Below are 16793 nucleotides of genomic sequence, written 5' to 3'. Positions count from 1 at the left end.
TTTACAGTAGGAGGAACTAAGTTGGACTACAAAGAATATATTCGGGTGATTCCCGATTTTCCACAACCAGGGATTAGTTTTAAGGATATTACGACCCTGATGAAAAATGGAGAACTGTACCGCAAGGCAATCAATGATATGAAGGAACTGGTATCGGATTTGAAAATTGATCTGATTGCAGGTCCTGAAGCACGTGGATTCGTTGTAGGTGCGCCTCTGGCTTATGCGCTTGGTGTTGGTTTTATTCCCATCCGTAAAAGTGGCAAGCTGCCTGGTGATACTATCGAGGAAGCATACGGCTTGGAATACGGCAAGGACATGCTGGCTATGCATAAGGATGCAATTGAGCCGGGACAAAATGTTTTGATTGCGGATGATCTGCTTGCTACAGGCGGAACCATCGCTACATCAGTGAATTTGGTACGTCAGCTTGGTGGAAATGTGGTAGGGACTGCTTTTCTTATAGAGCTGTCTGATCTGAATGGACGGGCGAAATTGCCTGACGTAGATGTATTTACGCTGATTACGTACTAAGCGCTCTAAAGCCTGGGGGTTTCCCGGGAAATATTTGAGCATGAATAACAAAAATAGCTCGATGGAACCTCTCTTTTCTAAAAGAGTTGCTCCATCGGGCTATTTTTGTATAGGTATGTGTTTTTGGTTAGAAATGTAATTAACATAAACTTTCAATTCATTTACGAAAATCGTTATAAAAAAATTGAACGAATTGTCGATAAACAATAAAAAGGGGCAGGGGTGGTCATATTGCGTACATTTCAATTTAAAAGCTTACAAGCACGAACATTCTCTACCTTGGTTCCCCTTGTGCTCCTGACTTTGATTTTAATCAGTTTTTTGTCTTACTTTTTCGCCAAGCAAAAGTTGGACGCGGAAATTAGCCAGAATGCTACCCACTCTCTGTCGGGAGTTAAAGCAGATATTGCAGCTAATGTGGATCGGCATGCTTTACTTGTCTCCATGCTGGCCAAGAGTGCAGAACAGCTGGGGACAGGAACGAAAATTGAAGATTATGGTCATTTGTATGAACAAGAGTTGGCATTGAATGATATGACCTATGGTCTGGGTGTTTTTTTCGCCAAGGATGCGTATGAGCCTGATACGACATATCGATCCAATTATGTGTATAGAGATGGTAAACAAATGAAGCAAACGACTGAATATGATGATCCCCAATATAACTATTTAACAAAGTTGTGGTATACAGGGGCTGTTGAGCGAGGTAAAGATATAAACTTTACGGAGCCTTTTTACGATTCCAAAATGAAAGTAAATATGATTACTGCCGGAAAAGCATTTTATGACCGAACAGGTAAGCTGATGGGTGTCATTACGGGTGACTTAAGTATGGCGAGTATTCAAGCCTATATCGAACGGATGAAATTCGGTGCCCAAGGAAGCGCGGTTTTGATGGACAAGAATGGAGCGATCCTGTCATCGGGACTCCAATCCATAAAAGCAGGTGAACCGCTGGCGAAAGTGTTGGGTATGGAGGAGGCAGAAGCTATCCAAAATGGTGCTTCCGGGCAGTTGTCCGCGTCCATCGGGAATGAGGATTATCGGATATTGTATGATACAATACCGCAAACCGGTTGGAAAATTGGGGTGCTGCTACCGGATTCGGAGCTGAATCGTCCTGCGAACGAAATGCTTAAACTGCTCCTTATCGTTAGTGCTATCGGAATCCTGTTGATCATGGGGGCTTTGCTGGTTAGCAATTCAGGAATGGTCAAAGAAATTAAAAAAATAATGCAGATAACGAATCGCATGGCCGTTGGAGATTATACAGTTGAAGTATCTCATCATCGTAAAGATGAGTTTGGTCAAATGGCAGAGGGAATCAATGAGGTGATTGCTGCTACAAGGGGGATGGCAAGTCGCTTGAGCGAAGAATCCGGCGTGATTACGACGGTATCCTCAACTATTTCCGGGGATATTTCTGGCGCAGCTGAGGATGCGAAGCACAATGCTGACGAGCTGGCTCAGGTAAAAGAAGGCGCAGAACTACAGTTGGCTGCTGCGGCAGAGAGTGCGACTGCGATGGAGGAAATGGCTGTTGGCGTTCAACGTATTGCCGAATCCATACAGCAGGTATCTGAAGCTACCACAGGCATTGAACATAAGGCTCATCAAGGAAATGAACGTTTGACCGAGGTCACCCGAGGAATGCACAAAGCGAAGGTATCTATGGATGAAGCAGGCAAGGTAGTAGGTTCGTTGAATGAACGGTCGGCCCAGATCGGCAGCATTATCGGGATCATTCAGGAAATTAGCGGGCAGACCAAGCTACTGTCGCTGAATGCCTCTATTGAGGCCGCACGTGCGGGTGAGCATGGCCGAGGGTTCGCTGTTGTGGCTTCAGAGATCGGCAAGCTTGCCGTAAATGTCAGCCAGTCAGCGGAGCAAATTACGAGCCGAATCCGATCTATGCAGGAAGAAACGAAATTAGCAATGGAAGGGATGCAACAAGGCACTCTGGAGATGGATGAAGGGGTGGCAATTTTGCAGGAGGTGGAACAGCGTTTTGCTGCGATGAATCAGGATATCCAGCAGGTGGCGATTGAAGTGCAGGAGGTTTCATCGGCTTCGGAGCAAATGTCAGCAGGCTCAGAGGAAGTTGCGGCATCTATTAGTTACCTTGCCGATATTGCAAAAGCTTCTGCTGAACGTGCTGGGCAAGCCTCTGAACGATCTGAACGGCAACTGAAAGCGTTGGAAAGTCTGGATAGCTCAGCGAAGTCGCTTACAAGCGTTTCTGACACGCTCAATCAGGTGGTATCCCATTTTCGTGTGTGATGTTGTTTGAAAATACAGGCGCTGCAATAAAAAAATCGCCGTTCTCCATGGACTGTGGCTCAACACGCTTTGCCGTTTTGGCAGGTGGTGTTCATTCGCAGCACATGGAGTCGGCGATTTTTAATGTGATGGGACAGGCATCAATCCGGTGTTTTTTCTGTCAAGGGTTCCTGAGTTTTATCATTGGACCAGCCGAGTACGTCAATTAGCTTGAAGAACAAGCTAAGGATGATCCCGATGATTGTAGCCAACGCCATACCTTTGAGGGTAACAGCGCCCCAAGTGAGTGTAGCACCACTGATTCCGACGACCAGTACGACCGTAGCAAGCAGCATGTTAGTCGGCTTGGCGAAATCAACTTTTTGCTCCACGAAGATTCTTAGACCGGAAGCAGCGATGACACCGAACAACAGCAAGGATACGCCGCCCATGACCGGAGCCGGGATATTGGAAACAATCGCCGAGAAGGTGCCTGAGAAGGACAACAGGATGGCAATGACAGCGGCCCCGCCAATGACCCATACAGAGTACACTTTCGTTAATGCCATGACACCGATATTTTCACCATAGGTTGTATTGGGCGTCGAGCCAACAAAACCAGAAAAGATAGTGGAGATACCGTTACCCAGCAGCGAACGATGCAGGCCGGGATCTTTGGACAGCTCGCGTCCGACAATATTGCTAGTCACAAGCAAATGCCCGATATGCTCCACGATAACGACCAGAGCGACCGGAAGAATCGTCAGCATAGCCGAGGTGTTAAATACTGGAGTGGTAATTGCAGGATGTCCGAAAAAAGGAGCATCCGCAATTGCTTGCGTGTTTACCATACCCATAAAATAAGCGAGCACATACCCCACCACGATACCAATCAGAATATGAATGATTTTGGCAAACCCGCGAAACAGCACGGCTCCCAGAACAGTGACACCTAGTGTAACAAGGGAAAGGGTAATGGTTTTGGGATCCGGGGTCCAGGCTTTGGTGGGATCGGCATTGATAATGCCTGCCATGCCTGCTGCAACCGGAACCAGTTCCAGACCAATCAGGGCTACGATGGAGCCCATGACAGCCGGTGGGAATACAACGTCCAGCCACCGGGTTCCGGCATATTTGATCACCAGCGCAACAAGGCAGAAAATAATACCTGTAACAATGAAAGCGCCGAGGGCCATGGCATAACCATTGCCACCAGGGTTGTTTTTAAGCACGAGACTAACTGGAGCGATAAAAGCGAAGCTGGAGCCGAGATAGGCGGGAATTTTGCCACGGCAGATCCAGATGTACAGCAATGTGCCAATTCCGTTCATTAGCAAAATCATGCCGGGATCGACACCGAAGATATTCGGTACCAGCACGGTACTGCCAAACATGGCAAACAAATGCTGTACGCTGAGCAGGAACCCGGGTCCTGCCGGAAGCTTTTCATTAACTTGAATTTCGCGTTGCAACGCAGTTCACTCCTTAGTTCTTTCAATTATTCTTATATACATTAATTACTTTTCGTATTTTTTTCAATATAATTCGTTTCATTTCGCCAACAATCCTGATTTCATTGACCTATATGTGTCGGAATGACACGACAATGCCAAACCTGTAATAGTTGACGTGTGACGTGGTAACCGTCATAATTATAGGAAATCACTTTTAAAAGGGAACCTTTGCGCGACATGATCGGCGGGTTCCATTTTGCATAGAAAGGACACGGAATAGAGCAGAATGGGGATAGAGCAATTACTTAAAAAGGCCGGGGCCTATACCAGAGAAGCAGATCTTATCCGCATCAGGGAAGCCTACGATTTTGCCGAGCAGGCCCATTCAGGCCAGACTCGCAAGTCCGGTGAACCTTATATTCTGCATCCGCTTGCGGTTGCTGATATCGTCGTTAATATGCAGATGGATACCATCTCCATTATCGCCGCTCTTTTACATGACGTTGTGGAGGATACGACAGTGTCTTTGGCGCAGATTCGCGAGCATTTTGGCGATACATGTGCGATGCTTGTCGATGGTCTGACGAAGCTGGAGCGTATCCAGTTCCGTTCCAAGGAAGAACAACAGAACGAAAATTATCGAAAAATGTTTATTGCCATGGCACAGGACATTCGCGTCATTGTCATCAAGTTGGCGGATCGTCTGCATAACATGCGCACCTTGAAATACCAGTCCGAGGAAAGCCAGCGCCGGATCGCTTATGAAACGTTGGAAATTTTCTGTCCGGTTGCGAACCGACTGGGTATTTCAGCGATTAAATGGGAAATGGAAGATATTGCTTTGCGCTATCTGAATCCTCAGCAATATTATCGCATCGCCAATTTGATGCATAAGAAGCGGGCAGAGCGGGAGCAGTTTATTGATAACGTTATAGAACGCATCGCTGAGAAGCTGGAAGAGATGGGCATTCAGGCCGATCTATCCGGGCGTCCCAAGCATATTTACAGTGTGTTTAAAAAAATGACGACGAAAAACAAGCAATTCAATGAAATATATGATTTGCTGGCGATTCGGATCATTGTGGATAACATTAAGGACTGCTATGCCACACTGGGCATTATCCATACATTGTGGAAGCCGATGCCGGGGCGGTTTAAAGATTATATAGCCATGCCTAAGGCCAACATGTATCAGTCCCTTCATACGACAGTAGTAGGTCCGAATGGCGAACCAACCGAGGTACAGATTCGCACGGTGGATATGCACCGTACTGCTGAGTTCGGGATCGCGGCTCACTGGGCCTACAAAGAAGGAAATGGATCGAATAACACCAATTTTGAGGATAAAATCACCTTTTTTCGCGAAATTCTGGAGTTGCAAAATGAGGCGAAGGACGCGTCGGAATTTGTGGAATCGCTCAAAATGGACTTTTTCTCCGATCTTGTTTTTGTATTTACGCCAAAAGGAGAGGTTATTGAGCTGCCAGCCGGATCGGTTCCGCTGGACTTTGCTTTCCGGATCCATACCGAAGTCGGGAACCGCACAATTGGCTCCAAGGTAAACGGAAGAATTGTGCCGCTGGACTATCGGCTTAAAACCGGCGATATCGTCGAAATTATGACGTCCAAGCATTCTTATGGACCTAGTCAGGACTGGCTCAAAATTGCCCAGTCCTCTCACGCGCGCAGTAAAATCAAGCAGTGGTTCAAGAAGGAAAAGCGTGAGGAGAATGTCGAAAAAGGCCGTGAGAATCTGGAACGCGAGCTGAGAAAACGCGATATAGAGCCTTCGGTGTGGATGAGCGACGACAAGCTTCAGGAAGTTGCGCAAAAGTTTTCTTTTAACGATATCGAGGATATGCTGTCTGCCATCGGCTTCGGTGGAATTACAGCAGCGCAGGTCTGTACACGTTTGACAGAGAAGCTGCGACGAGAGCAAGAAGAGGCGCGGCTGATTGAGCTGACGACCGAGGTCAAGGAATATAAGCCGCAGGGCGAACGGAAAAAAACACCGACCAATGGTGTCAGCGTCAGAGGCGTAGACAATTTGCTCGTTCGTTTTGCACGATGTTGTAACCCTGTGCCGGGAGACGACATTATCGGTTATGTAACACGTGGACGCGGGGTATCTGTTCACCGCACGGATTGTCCTAATATCCCTTCGGGTACGGGCGAAGATCAGGCGCGTGTGATCGAGGTTGAGTGGGAAGAAGCCGCAGAAGTGAATTACAGCGTCGATATTGAGATTACGGGACATGATCGTAACGGCTTGTTGAACGAGGTGCTTCAGGCTATTTCAGAAAATAAAACCAGCTTCTCAGCCGTTACAGGCCGTACGGACAAAAATAAAATGGCGATGATTCACATTACGATTCTCATCCGCAATACGGATCATTTGCACTCTGTTGTTGAACGAATCAAACGGGTGAAAGATGTGTACACTGTTCACCGGATTATGCAATAGCCCTTGTGGGTGTGCAAATAGGTTTACAGCCTTTGTAACGCATTTTGGTATAGAGACACGTTATGTTGCTAAAAGAGACGTGGCGTGCCTGTAGGAGGCTTTTAAAGGGCAAGGATAAAGGAGACAGCGGACAGGCGATGAAGATTATTATTCAACGCTGTAAAGACGCTCAGGTAGCGGTTAATCAAAAGGTGGTCGGCAAGATCGGAACCGGATTGATGCTGCTGGTTGGTATTGGTCAGGGAGATACGGCGGCCGATGCCGTTTATTTGGCGGACAAAACAGCGGGATTACGTATATTTGAGGATACTGAAGGCAAAATGAACGACAGTGTGCTGGATGTTGGCGGAGCTATTTTGTCCGTTTCTCAGTTTACGCTGTATGGTGACTGCCGTAAGGGCAGAAGACCAAACTTCATGGGGGCGGCCAAGCCTGAGGAAGCAGAGAAGCTGTATGATTTTTTCAACAGTCAGCTAAGAGCAAAAGGCTTGGAGGTCGAGACGGGAATTTTCGGGGCCATGATGGATGTGTCATTGACCAACTGGGGTCCGGTAACGCTGATTCTGGATAGCGAACGTTCGTAACGTGGAGCAGTATAAAATGACCGTTCAAGGGGGAGGATAATGTCATCTCCGCTGGTGTTTAGCCAGATGGATAGCTTTAAGGGTGACAGGAGAGACGAAGCCATGCGTCAAACCCCGAAAATGGACGGTTATCGAACTGCTGCACTTTTTTTTCCCGGTAGCATTCAGGAGGCAACCAGCCTCACTCGTGAGAGTGATACGTTATTGCAGCATGTTGCAGCAGCTATGGACAAGCCGGGACGTGGCGCTTTGCCACGCAGATAGGGAAGGAGCCGAGAGGCTCCTTTTTCTTTTTCACTGCTTCGAATTGTTATAAAAATAGATCAAGCGGGTAATAACAAAGCGTGGTAGACAAATCAAAATTTGTCACAAACTTAACTTACAACTCATCTTTGAGGATAACCGGAAAGGAGATCTGAACGATATGAGTAAAATTGCGTTTTTGTTGGCCGACCAATTTGAGGATTCCGAAATGCAAGTGCCCTACGATGAATTAAAGAAAGCCGGACATGAGGCGGATATTATCGGGCTAAAACAAGGCGAAAAGGTGAACGGCAAGCAGGGAAAAGTAAGCTACACCATCGAAAAATCCATTGCGGATGTGGAGTCAAGTGACTATGATGCTGTCGTTATTCCCGGCGGATCATCCCCGGAAAATCTGCGTCTGGATGCGTATGTTCTAAAATTTGTGACTGAAATTAATGAAGCAAAGAAAACGATCGGCGCGATTTGCCACGGTCCGCAAATTTTGGCGAGCGCTGATTTGTTACAGGGACGGACGATTACAGCTTATCCTCCTTTGAAGGATGACTTAATTAATGCGGGTGCGCATTTTGAGGATCGCGAGGCGGTTGTGGACAGAAACTTTATTACGTCTCGTACACCTAAAGATGAGCCTGCTTTTGTGCGTGAGCTGTTGAAGGTACTGTAAATTCCACTGGAATTCATGCCTGTACAATCCCATTTTGAGGAGGATTTGATATGGAAAAGCAAATTCAGGCTTATTTTCGCACTGAAGATGAAGCTGAGGGCGCCAGATCTTCGCTGCAAGCCTATAGAACGGAGCATTTGGAAGTAGGTGCGCTGGATGATGCGCTCGGCAGGGACACGCGGGTATTAATCCCAATGTTACCCTATAACAACACTGGCACTGCTGGCGCGGCGATACCTGTCGCTGGGGCTTATAGTGAGAACATTATTCCAGAGGCGGAGAATGGCGAGGCTGACCGTGGCACTGCACGCAGGGATTTGAACAAAGACCGCAGCGGAACGACGGATCACGACACAGGCCTACTTCATGCGACAGACGTCTACATTAACGGTGATCAGGATGAATTACGGTATGTGTTATCTGCGAAGGTGAACGATGCTGACTACGATGAGGTTGTTCATAAGCTTCGTTCCAATCGCGGTTATGTAGCACAATTGGATTAAAGCTGAAAAAACTGTCACGGGTTTGTCGAAAAATTGAGGAATTCAGATGTTATAGAACGGCTGTAATACAATTGTAATATTCGAAACATCATTCCTTAATATTCGTTGTTTATAATAACAGCATGACCCCCTTTTGATATATCTTTTGAACCTGCGGACCGTTTCCGCAGGTTATTTTCTTTTTATAGGACTTATTTGTCTTATTGTGAAGGGAATGTCTTGACTTTGTCGAAGCGGTTCTTTAAAATCATAAAATAATGAAAAATGATTTGATGACGGGACCAAGTACTCCGAACCCACAAGCGCAGAGAGGAATTTCCAGGCTGTAAAAATTCCCTTGATGAGCGGACGAATGACTTCCCCGAGAACAGACGGCGAACAATTGAGGCATACACGCTTAGAGTACATGGTAATTGTACCAAACAGGCGATGATCCTGCATAATAGCCGTACTGCGCGTTACGGGCGTTATACGTATGAGCGGAGTCAGCGCAATGCTGACGGGCACTGAGCGTTTTTTACGCTGGTTGTCCAGGCAAACTCCGGAATGTGGGTGGTACCACGGGTGATTCGTAAACGACAATCTCTCGTCCCTGTTAATTTAACAGGGCGAGGGATTTTTTGTTTTATATTGAAACAAGAAATACACAGACGGGGGGATATGTTAATGGCCTTTCAAAAACCGACGGGAACGCAGGATTTGCTGCCGGGCAATGTAGAAAGATGGCAAGTTGTCGAGGAAAAAGCCCGCGAAATTAGCCGCCGCTTTAATTATCGTGAAATCCGTACACCGATGTTCGAGCAAACGAATTTGTTCGTTCGGGGTGTGGGTGAAACAACGGATGTGGTGGAAAAGGAAATGTACACCTTTGAGGATAAAGGAAAACGTAGTATGACTTTACGTCCGGAAGGGACAGCAGGCGTGGTTCGCTCCTATGTGGAGAACAAGCTGTATGGGGAGCCGGATGTAACGAAGCTGTATTATATCGGTCCAATGTTCCGCTATGAGCGTCCACAGGCTGGACGTCAGCGCCAGTTCCACCAATTCGGTATTGAAGCTTTAGGTGCGGTAGATCCTGCACTGGACGCAGAGGTTATCGCTTTCGGGTATCAGTTCTGCCGTGAGTTGGGCTTGAAGGGGGTAAAGGTAGAGATTAACTCAGTCGGCAATGCAGCCAGTCGTGCAGCTTACCGTCAGCATCTGGTAGATTTCCTGTTGCCGATCAAGGATACATTGACCAAGGAGAGCCAAGCGCGTATTGAGCGTAACCCGTTGCGAGTGCTGGATAGCAAGGATGACCAGGACAAATTTGGCGGTGCGCCTTCCATTTTGGATAGCTTGGACGAGGAATCAAGCACGCATTTTGAGAAGGTAAAGCAAAATTTGGACGCCATGGGCGTGGAATATACAGTCAACCCGCGATTGGTACGGGGGCTGGATTACTATACGTTGACCGCGTTCGAATTTAAAGCCGAAGGAATTGGAGCCATTGACACCATCGGTGGGGGCGGACGCTACAACGGATTGGTTGGCGATCTGGGCGGACCGGATCAGCCGGGTATAGGCTTCGGCATCGGACTGGAGCGGATTCAGCTAATCTTGGAGCATCAGGGTGTCGAACTGAACGAAGCCAAGCCGCTGGATGTCTATATGGTGGCGTTGGGTGAAGCGGCAGAAACGGAAGTGACCATACAGCTGTTCAAGCTGCGCCAAGCCGGATTTGCCGCAGAGCGAGATTATCTGGGTCGCAAAATGAAGGCACAGATGAAATCGGCAGATCGTTTTAAAGCACGATATACTGCGATTTTGGGCGAGGATGAGCTGGTACGCGGTGAAATTGCACTGAAAAACATGGAAACTGGCGAGCAGCGTACCGTCAAGCTGGATCAACTGGTGGAAGAGCTAGGTTAATCCAGAGTAACATTCAGTCGGGTGGAACTTCCTTCGGCTGGTCAGATAGCATCAACTACTAAAACATAAACAGGAGTGTGTATTATGAAAAGGAGTCATCAATGCGGCGCATTAACCCATGCGCACATCGGAGAAACAGTTACATTGAACGGTTGGGTACAAACCCGTCGTGACCTGGGAGGCGTACTTTTTATCGACCTGCGTGACCGCAGCGGGATTGTACAAATCGTGTTTAACCCGGCATATTCCGGTGACGCGCTGCAAATCGCGGACCGTGTTCGTAGTGAATACGTGCTGGAGGTTACCGGTACCGTCGTCAAGCGGGATGCAGAAACCATTAACGCGAACCTGCCTACTGGTGAAATTGAAGTACGTATTACGGAAATTGAAGTATTGAATGCAGCCAAAACACCTCCATTCTTCATTGAGGATGGCGTGGAAGTAGACGAGTCGCTGCGTTTGAAATACCGTTATCTGGACCTGCGTCGTCCTGAGATGCACCAGACGCTGAGACTGCGTTCCAAAGCAGCAAAAGTATTCCGTGACTTCCTGGACGGAGAAGATTTCATCGAAGTGGAAACACCGATTTTGACGAAAAGCTCGCCGGAGGGTGCTCGTGACTATTTGGTGCCAAGCCGTGTGCATGAGGGCGAGTTCTTTGCATTGCCGCAATCGCCGCAAATTTACAAGCAATTGCTAATGGTGGGTGGCGTAGAGCGTTACTACCAAATTGCACGTTGTTTCCGTGATGAAGACTTGCGTGCTGACCGTCAGCCTGAATTTACCCAGGTCGACATTGAGACCTCCTTCATGCAACAGGATGACTTGTTGCCTATGATGGAGAAGCTTATGGTCAAACTGTTCAAAGAGACGATTGGTGTCGAACTCGAAACACCGTTCCAACGGATTACACATGCAGATGCGATAGACAAGTACGGCTCTGACAAGCCGGATCTGCGTTTTGGCCTTGAGTTAATTAATGTCAATGATATCGTGGCAAGCAGCGGCGTGAAGGTATTTGCTTCTGTAATCGAAAAGGGCGGCGAGGTTAAAGTCCTCAATGCTAAGGGCTGTGGCACATGGAGCCGTAAGGACATTGATGATCTGGGTCCTTATGCTGCACGTTATGGTGCCAAAGGTCTGGCTTGGATTCAAGTGAAAGAAGGCGAATTCAAGGGGCCTATCGTTAAATTCTTTACACCGGAAGAAATCGAAGCTCTGCGAGAGCGTACAGGAGCCGAAGAAGGCGACTTGCTGCTCTTCTCTGCGGATAACAAAAAAGTAGTCGCTGATGTATTGGGCGCGCTTCGTCTGAAAATTGGCCGTCAACTGGGTCTGATCGACGACAACGTATACAAATTTGCATGGGTTGTAGACTTCCCGCTGCTCGGCTATGACGAAGAACAAAAACGTTATGTGGCGGAACACCATCCGTTCACACGTCCGAAAGACGAAGACCTTGCCCTCTTGGATACAGACCCGGGTCAAGTTCGTGCCCAGGCTTATGACATCGTGCTGAACGGCTACGAAGTGGGCGGCGGCTCGATGCGGATTCATAAACGTGATGTTCAGGAAAAAATGTTCAATGCTCTCCGCCTGTCGCCGGAAGAAGTTAAAGATAAATTCGGCTACCTGTTGAATGCGTTCGAATATGGTGCTCCTCCACATGGAGGTATTGCCTTCGGTTTTGACCGTCTTGTGATGCTGCTTGCAGGCCGTACAAACCTGCGTGAAACGATTGCATTCCCGAAAACAGCCAGTGCGACAGACCTGCTTATGGATGCACCATCCGAAGTGGATCAAGCTCAATTGGAGCAGCTTCATATCCGTCTTGCTCCGAAGCCAGTTGCTCCTAAAGCTTAAGACGAACATTTGATTCTATAAGTGCCTTACTTGGGCCTGTGAATAGCGAAGAAAAATGCCATGAACCCGTTACCCTCTTATGGATAATGGGTTCGTGGTTTGTATGCATGGAGTTCAAGCATAGTGTCTAAATCAGTGAGGGAGGATATATACCATATGCTGCATCAATTTTCAAGAACAGAGCTGGCCATCGGGACTGAGGGGCTAGAGGTTATGAAAAATAGCACGGTAGCCGTGCTAGGTATCGGTGGTGTCGGCTCCATTGCAGTGGAAGCGCTGGCGCGTACGGGTGTTGGACGCATCATTTTGATTGATAAGGATGTCGTGGATATTACTAATATTAACCGCCAAATTCATGCCCTGACGACAACGGTAGGCCAAAAAAAGGCTGATCTGATGGTAGAGCGCGTGAAGCTGATTAATCCTGAATGTGAAGCGATTGCACTGAACATGTTTTATACGGAAGAAACGTATGAGGAGCTGTTCAAGTACGATCTGGATTATGTGCTGGATGCCTCGGATACGATTATTTACAAAATTCATTTGATCAAGGAATGTCTGAAGCGGGGCATTCCGATGATCTCCAGTATGGGCGCGGCCAATAAAATGGACCCAAGCCGTTTTCAGGTGGCGGATATCTCCCAAACGAAAATGGACCCAATTGCCCGTGTAATCCGCACCAAGCTGCGTAAGGAAGGCATTACAAAAGGTGTCAAGGTCGTATTTTCGGATGAGGAACCGATGAAGCCGCGTGAAGAGATTACGAAAAAAATCGTACCTGCGAACGCACCCGAAATCCGGAAGGCGAAGCAGCCGCCTGCGAGTAATGCTTTTGTACCTCCCGTGGCAGGATTGATCATGGTCAGTGTGGCTGTCAAGGATTTGTTAAACAACGCTGGCGTGTAAGTCTGAAATTAGTAGGTACAGATCGAACAACTTGCTGGAGGGTTTTGGTATGAAGGGTGGACTATTGTCCAGAAGTCTCGGTTTCAAACCCGAGCATCATTGGAAAAAGGAAGTGGCTGCTGGTGCCATTTCCTATTTTTCCGTTGTATATATTGTAATGGTCAATGCGACCATTTTGGCAGATGCCGGGATTCCATTACAAGGGGCAATGCTGGGTACACTGCTCACGTCGATTATCGGCTGCCTGCTTATGGCCTTTGGCGGAAAGTCCCCAATGGTTGTGGTACCAGGGATGGGGATTAATGCCTTTTTCACTTATACGCTCGTACACTCTATGAAGCTGAGCTGGCAGGAAGCATTGATGGTGGTCACCATTACAGGCATTTTATTCGCCGTTGTTGCATTTACGTCCTTGTACAAGCTGATTAGCCAGGCGATTCCCCATAATTTGCAGCACGGAATTACGGTAGGAATTGGTTTGTTTTTGACCTTTATCGGATTGCAAAAAAGTGGCATCGTGATTGCTCACCAAACGACTTTTGTCGCTATCGGCCATTTTAATGATCCAAAGGTAATCACGGCTTGTGTAACATTGCTGCTCGCTATTGTGCTGTTTGTGCGCAACGTGCAGGGAGGACTGCTGATTAGTATTTTGGCAGGAACAGGGCTTGCTTACGTGCTGGGAGCTGTAGAACCGACAAGCGGGGTGCGAACCTCTGAAACAGTGCGGCAGTATGGGCAATTGTTTGGTGAGCTATCCTTTTCAGGCATCGTTTCGGTAGCCTTCTGGATCGCTGTTTTTCTGCTACTGCTGATTGTTCTGTTCGAAAACATTGGGATGATTGCAGCGCAGACCAACATGATCGGAAGACCGGACACGTTCAAGAACAGCCTGCGAGTGTTAGCGGTAACCAATATTTTTGCCGGTATTTTAGGGAGCAGTCCGGCAGTAGCGGCTGCGGAATCGACGGCTGGTATTGCAGCAGGAGGTCGCTCAGGGGCGACGCCGCTGGTAACTGCCATTTTATTCGGGGCAACCTTCTTTTTTATTCCGTTGCTAGCTTACATTCCGGATAGTGCCATTGCACCCGTGCTCATCATCATTGGCGGTCTGATGGTGCAAAATGTGCGTGAAATGGATTTTAGTGATTTTACCGAGGCGTTTCCTGCATTTCTGATCATGGTGATGATGCCTTTTACTTATAGCATTGTAGACGGGATGGCATTTGGTTTTATTGCATATCCCGTAGCCAAACTTGCAGCAGGGCGCGGCAAGGAAGTGCCTGTCGCATTGTATATCATTTCCGTGCTATTTGTGGCTAACTTTGTGCTTCATTCTCTGGTGTAGTAAACTCAAATTTAGGCTGTACTGTTCATACCCGCGCACAGCGCGGGTGTTGTTGTTTGGAGAAGAATGGTCAGACAGGAAGCGAGGTACATGGTTTATGGAAAAGGAGCATCATCTACAGCAGGATGAACAGCAGGACCGAATGAAGGAAAAGCCGGATAAAAAACCCGATAAGGCTGGCATGGGCCGATTTGTCAAATTGATTGCGAGTGCGCATCCTCCCAAGGCCATTCTTATTATCGCCCTGATCCTGACTCTGATTCAGACGACTGCCGGTTTAATTGTACCGCTGATGACCAAGGGACTGATCGATGGTTTGACCTTTTCTTCATTGAACAGAATGGTCATTTTTGGCTTGCTTGGGGCCTTCGTGCTCCAGGCTGTGGCTTCAGCGGTTTCCATTTATATGCTGAACTATGCCGGACACAAAATTGTGGCTAATTTGCGCAAACGCTTATGGCATAAAATTTTGTCTCTTCCCATTCCGTATTTTGACCGGAATCGTTCTGGGGATACGATGAGTCGTGTCACCAATGATACAAGCCTCATTATGAACCTGATTACAGAGTATCTTGTGAATCTGATTTCTAACGTAATTGCCATTATTGGCGGTATTGCCTTGCTTTTTTATCTGGATTGGGTCATGACACTCATTATTATGGCTATCGTTCCATTAACAGCGCTGATTTTATTTCCCGTGGGCAGGAAAATGTACCGTATCTCCAAAAAGCAGCAGGATGAGATGGCTGATCTGACCTCGGTACTGAGTCAGGTTATCGGAGAGATCAGGCTGGTAAAGGCATACGGGACGGAAAGCAGGGAAGCACAGGCCGGAGAGGATCGGATTTACCGAATGTTCCGCTTTGGTTTGCAAGAGTCACGTATTTTGGCCCTTGTAGGTCCAATTTCTACTTTCTTGCTGACCGCAGTGCTGGTCATTATTTTGGGTGTTGGTGGTGTTCGCGTCGCATCGGGTGTGCTGACTGCCGGGGATTTGGTAGCTTTCATTTTGCTGCTGTTTCAGGTGATTACACCGATGGCCCAGTTCACGACCTTATATTCACGTCTGCAAAAGGTGGTAGGTGCCACGGAACGAATTCAGACTATTTTGGATCATGAAGAGGAGCCGCTGGAATTGAAGCAGGAAGCAACAAAAGAAAGCAGGGATATCGTGCTGCGTAATGTTGCCTTTTCCTATACCGAAGGTGAAGAGGTTCTTCATCATGCCAGCTTGGTCATTCCGGCTAACCGGACAACTGCATTTGTCGGACCGAGCGGGAGCGGCAAGTCCACTCTGTTTTCGTTGCTGGAGCGTTTTTATATACCAGATACAGGAGAGATTCGTTATGGAGACGAACCGATATCATTGTATACATTATCCTCCTGGCGCTCCAAAATCGGCTATGTGTCCCAGGAAAGCTCGATGATGACCGGAACGGTCAGAGATAACATCACGTATGGCTTGGGACGGGAAGCTGATCTGGAGGAAGTGAGACAAGCAGCCACGATGGCGTATGCGGATGCATTTATTATGGATTTACCGCAAGGATATGAGACTGAGGTGGGTGAGCGGGGGATGAAGCTCTCCGGTGGGCAACGTCAACGGATTGCCATTGCTCGTGCGCTTCTGCGTAGCCCGGATATTCTTATGCTGGACGAGGCTACATCCAGTCTGGACAGCTCTTCCGAACATGAGGTGCAGAAAGCGCTGGCAAATCTGATGGAAGGCCGTACGACCATTGTTATCGCTCACCGTTTGTCTACTGTGGTTCATTCCGATCAGATTATCGTGTTAGACAAGGGGAAGGTGACCGGTGCAGGAACCCATGCGGAGCTGATTGAGTCCCATGAAGTGTACCGAGAGCTGGCTCAGAAGCAGTTTGTGGAAGTGTGAGGGAGAGGAGTATGGAGCGCGTTTGAGGCCGCTTCGCGTGTGATTTGATCCTCCGATCGCTGTTGCCTCTGAATTCCTCTGATTGTAATAAGACAGAAGGTTGGAATTCAGAGGCAAAGGCGAACGCTCCGCTTCTTCGGAT

13 protein-coding genes are annotated in these 16793 nt (G+C 47.8%); 12 read left to right on the top strand and 1 reads right to left on the bottom strand.

Annotated elements, in window-relative coordinates; translation table 11 throughout:
• Window positions 1-21 precede the first annotated feature (21 nt).
• Both ABIA61_RS23250 and ABIA61_RS23245 read left to right on the top strand, forming a co-directional pair.
• Window positions 22-534, top strand: a complete 513-nt coding sequence (locus ABIA61_RS23250; RefSeq protein WP_283652975.1) for an adenine phosphoribosyltransferase — start codon at window positions 22-24, stop codon at window positions 532-534.
• A 321-nt stretch (window positions 535-855) separates the two neighbouring features.
• A complete protein-coding gene (locus ABIA61_RS23245) occupies window positions 856-2814 on the top strand; it encodes a methyl-accepting chemotaxis protein (RefSeq protein ID WP_404581321.1) in 1959 nt (652 codons plus the stop codon).
• 140 nt (window positions 2815-2954) lie between these two features.
• Here ABIA61_RS23245 and uraA read toward each other — a convergent pair whose 3' ends face one another.
• Window positions 2955-4265 (bottom strand): uracil permease, encoded by a 1311-nt coding sequence (uraA, locus tag ABIA61_RS23240; RefSeq protein WP_044648345.1) that lies wholly within the window; start codon window positions 4263-4265, stop codon window positions 2955-2957.
• Between the two features lie 268 nt (window positions 4266-4533).
• Here uraA and ABIA61_RS23235 point away from each other — a divergent pair, with 268 nt between their 5' ends.
• The 10 genes from ABIA61_RS23235 (at window position 4534) to ABIA61_RS23190 (ending at window position 16651) form a co-directional block, all read left to right on the top strand.
• Entirely contained in the window at window positions 4534-6711 is a 2178-nt protein-coding gene (locus tag ABIA61_RS23235; protein WP_283652973.1) for a RelA/SpoT family protein, read from the top strand.
• Window positions 6712-6848: 137 nt separating this feature from the next.
• Window positions 6849-7295, top strand: a complete 447-nt coding sequence (gene dtd, locus ABIA61_RS23230; protein WP_137064039.1) for a D-aminoacyl-tRNA deacylase — start codon at window positions 6849-6851, stop codon at window positions 7293-7295.
• Between the two features lie 39 nt (window positions 7296-7334).
• Entirely contained in the window at window positions 7335-7559 is a 225-nt protein-coding gene (locus ABIA61_RS23225; RefSeq protein WP_152643857.1) for a hypothetical protein, read from the top strand.
• Window positions 7560-7719: 160 nt separating this feature from the next.
• Window positions 7720-8226, top strand: a complete 507-nt coding sequence (locus ABIA61_RS23220) for a type 1 glutamine amidotransferase domain-containing protein (protein WP_283652972.1) — start codon at window positions 7720-7722, stop codon at window positions 8224-8226.
• 50 nt (window positions 8227-8276) lie between these two features.
• Window positions 8277-8729, top strand: coding sequence for a hypothetical protein (locus ABIA61_RS23215; RefSeq protein ID WP_404581320.1), 453 nt, complete (start codon window positions 8277-8279; stop codon window positions 8727-8729).
• Window positions 8730-9395: 666 nt separating this feature from the next.
• On the top strand, window positions 9396-10640 hold the full coding sequence (gene hisS, locus ABIA61_RS23210; protein ID WP_404581319.1) for a histidine--tRNA ligase: 1245 nt from the start codon (window positions 9396-9398) through the stop codon (window positions 10638-10640).
• 84 nt (window positions 10641-10724) lie between these two features.
• Window positions 10725-12503, top strand: a complete 1779-nt coding sequence (gene aspS / locus ABIA61_RS23205; protein ID WP_283652969.1) for an aspartate--tRNA ligase — start codon at window positions 10725-10727, stop codon at window positions 12501-12503.
• Between the two features lie 156 nt (window positions 12504-12659).
• The gene (locus ABIA61_RS23200; RefSeq protein ID WP_014282962.1) at window positions 12660-13409 is read left to right on the top strand and encodes a tRNA threonylcarbamoyladenosine dehydratase; all 750 of its coding nucleotides are present in this window, start codon (window positions 12660-12662) and stop codon (window positions 13407-13409) included.
• Window positions 13410-13458: 49 nt separating this feature from the next.
• Window positions 13459-14757, top strand: a complete 1299-nt coding sequence (locus ABIA61_RS23195; RefSeq protein ID WP_283652968.1) for an NCS2 family permease — start codon at window positions 13459-13461, stop codon at window positions 14755-14757.
• A gap of 97 nt (window positions 14758-14854) precedes the next feature.
• Window positions 14855-16651: an ABC transporter ATP-binding protein gene (locus tag ABIA61_RS23190; RefSeq protein ID WP_483874923.1), complete on the top strand. Its 1797-nt coding sequence runs from the start codon at window positions 14855-14857 to the stop codon at window positions 16649-16651.
• Window positions 16652-16793: the final 142 nt, after the last annotated feature.

The sequence above is a fragment of the Paenibacillus sp. RC21 genome (assembly GCF_044907935.1).
Classification (GTDB): Bacteria; Bacillota; Bacilli; order Paenibacillales; family Paenibacillaceae; genus Paenibacillus; species Paenibacillus terrae_A.
Note: the sequence above shows the minus strand (reverse complement) of the source record. Positions and strands in the feature narration are given on the sequence as shown.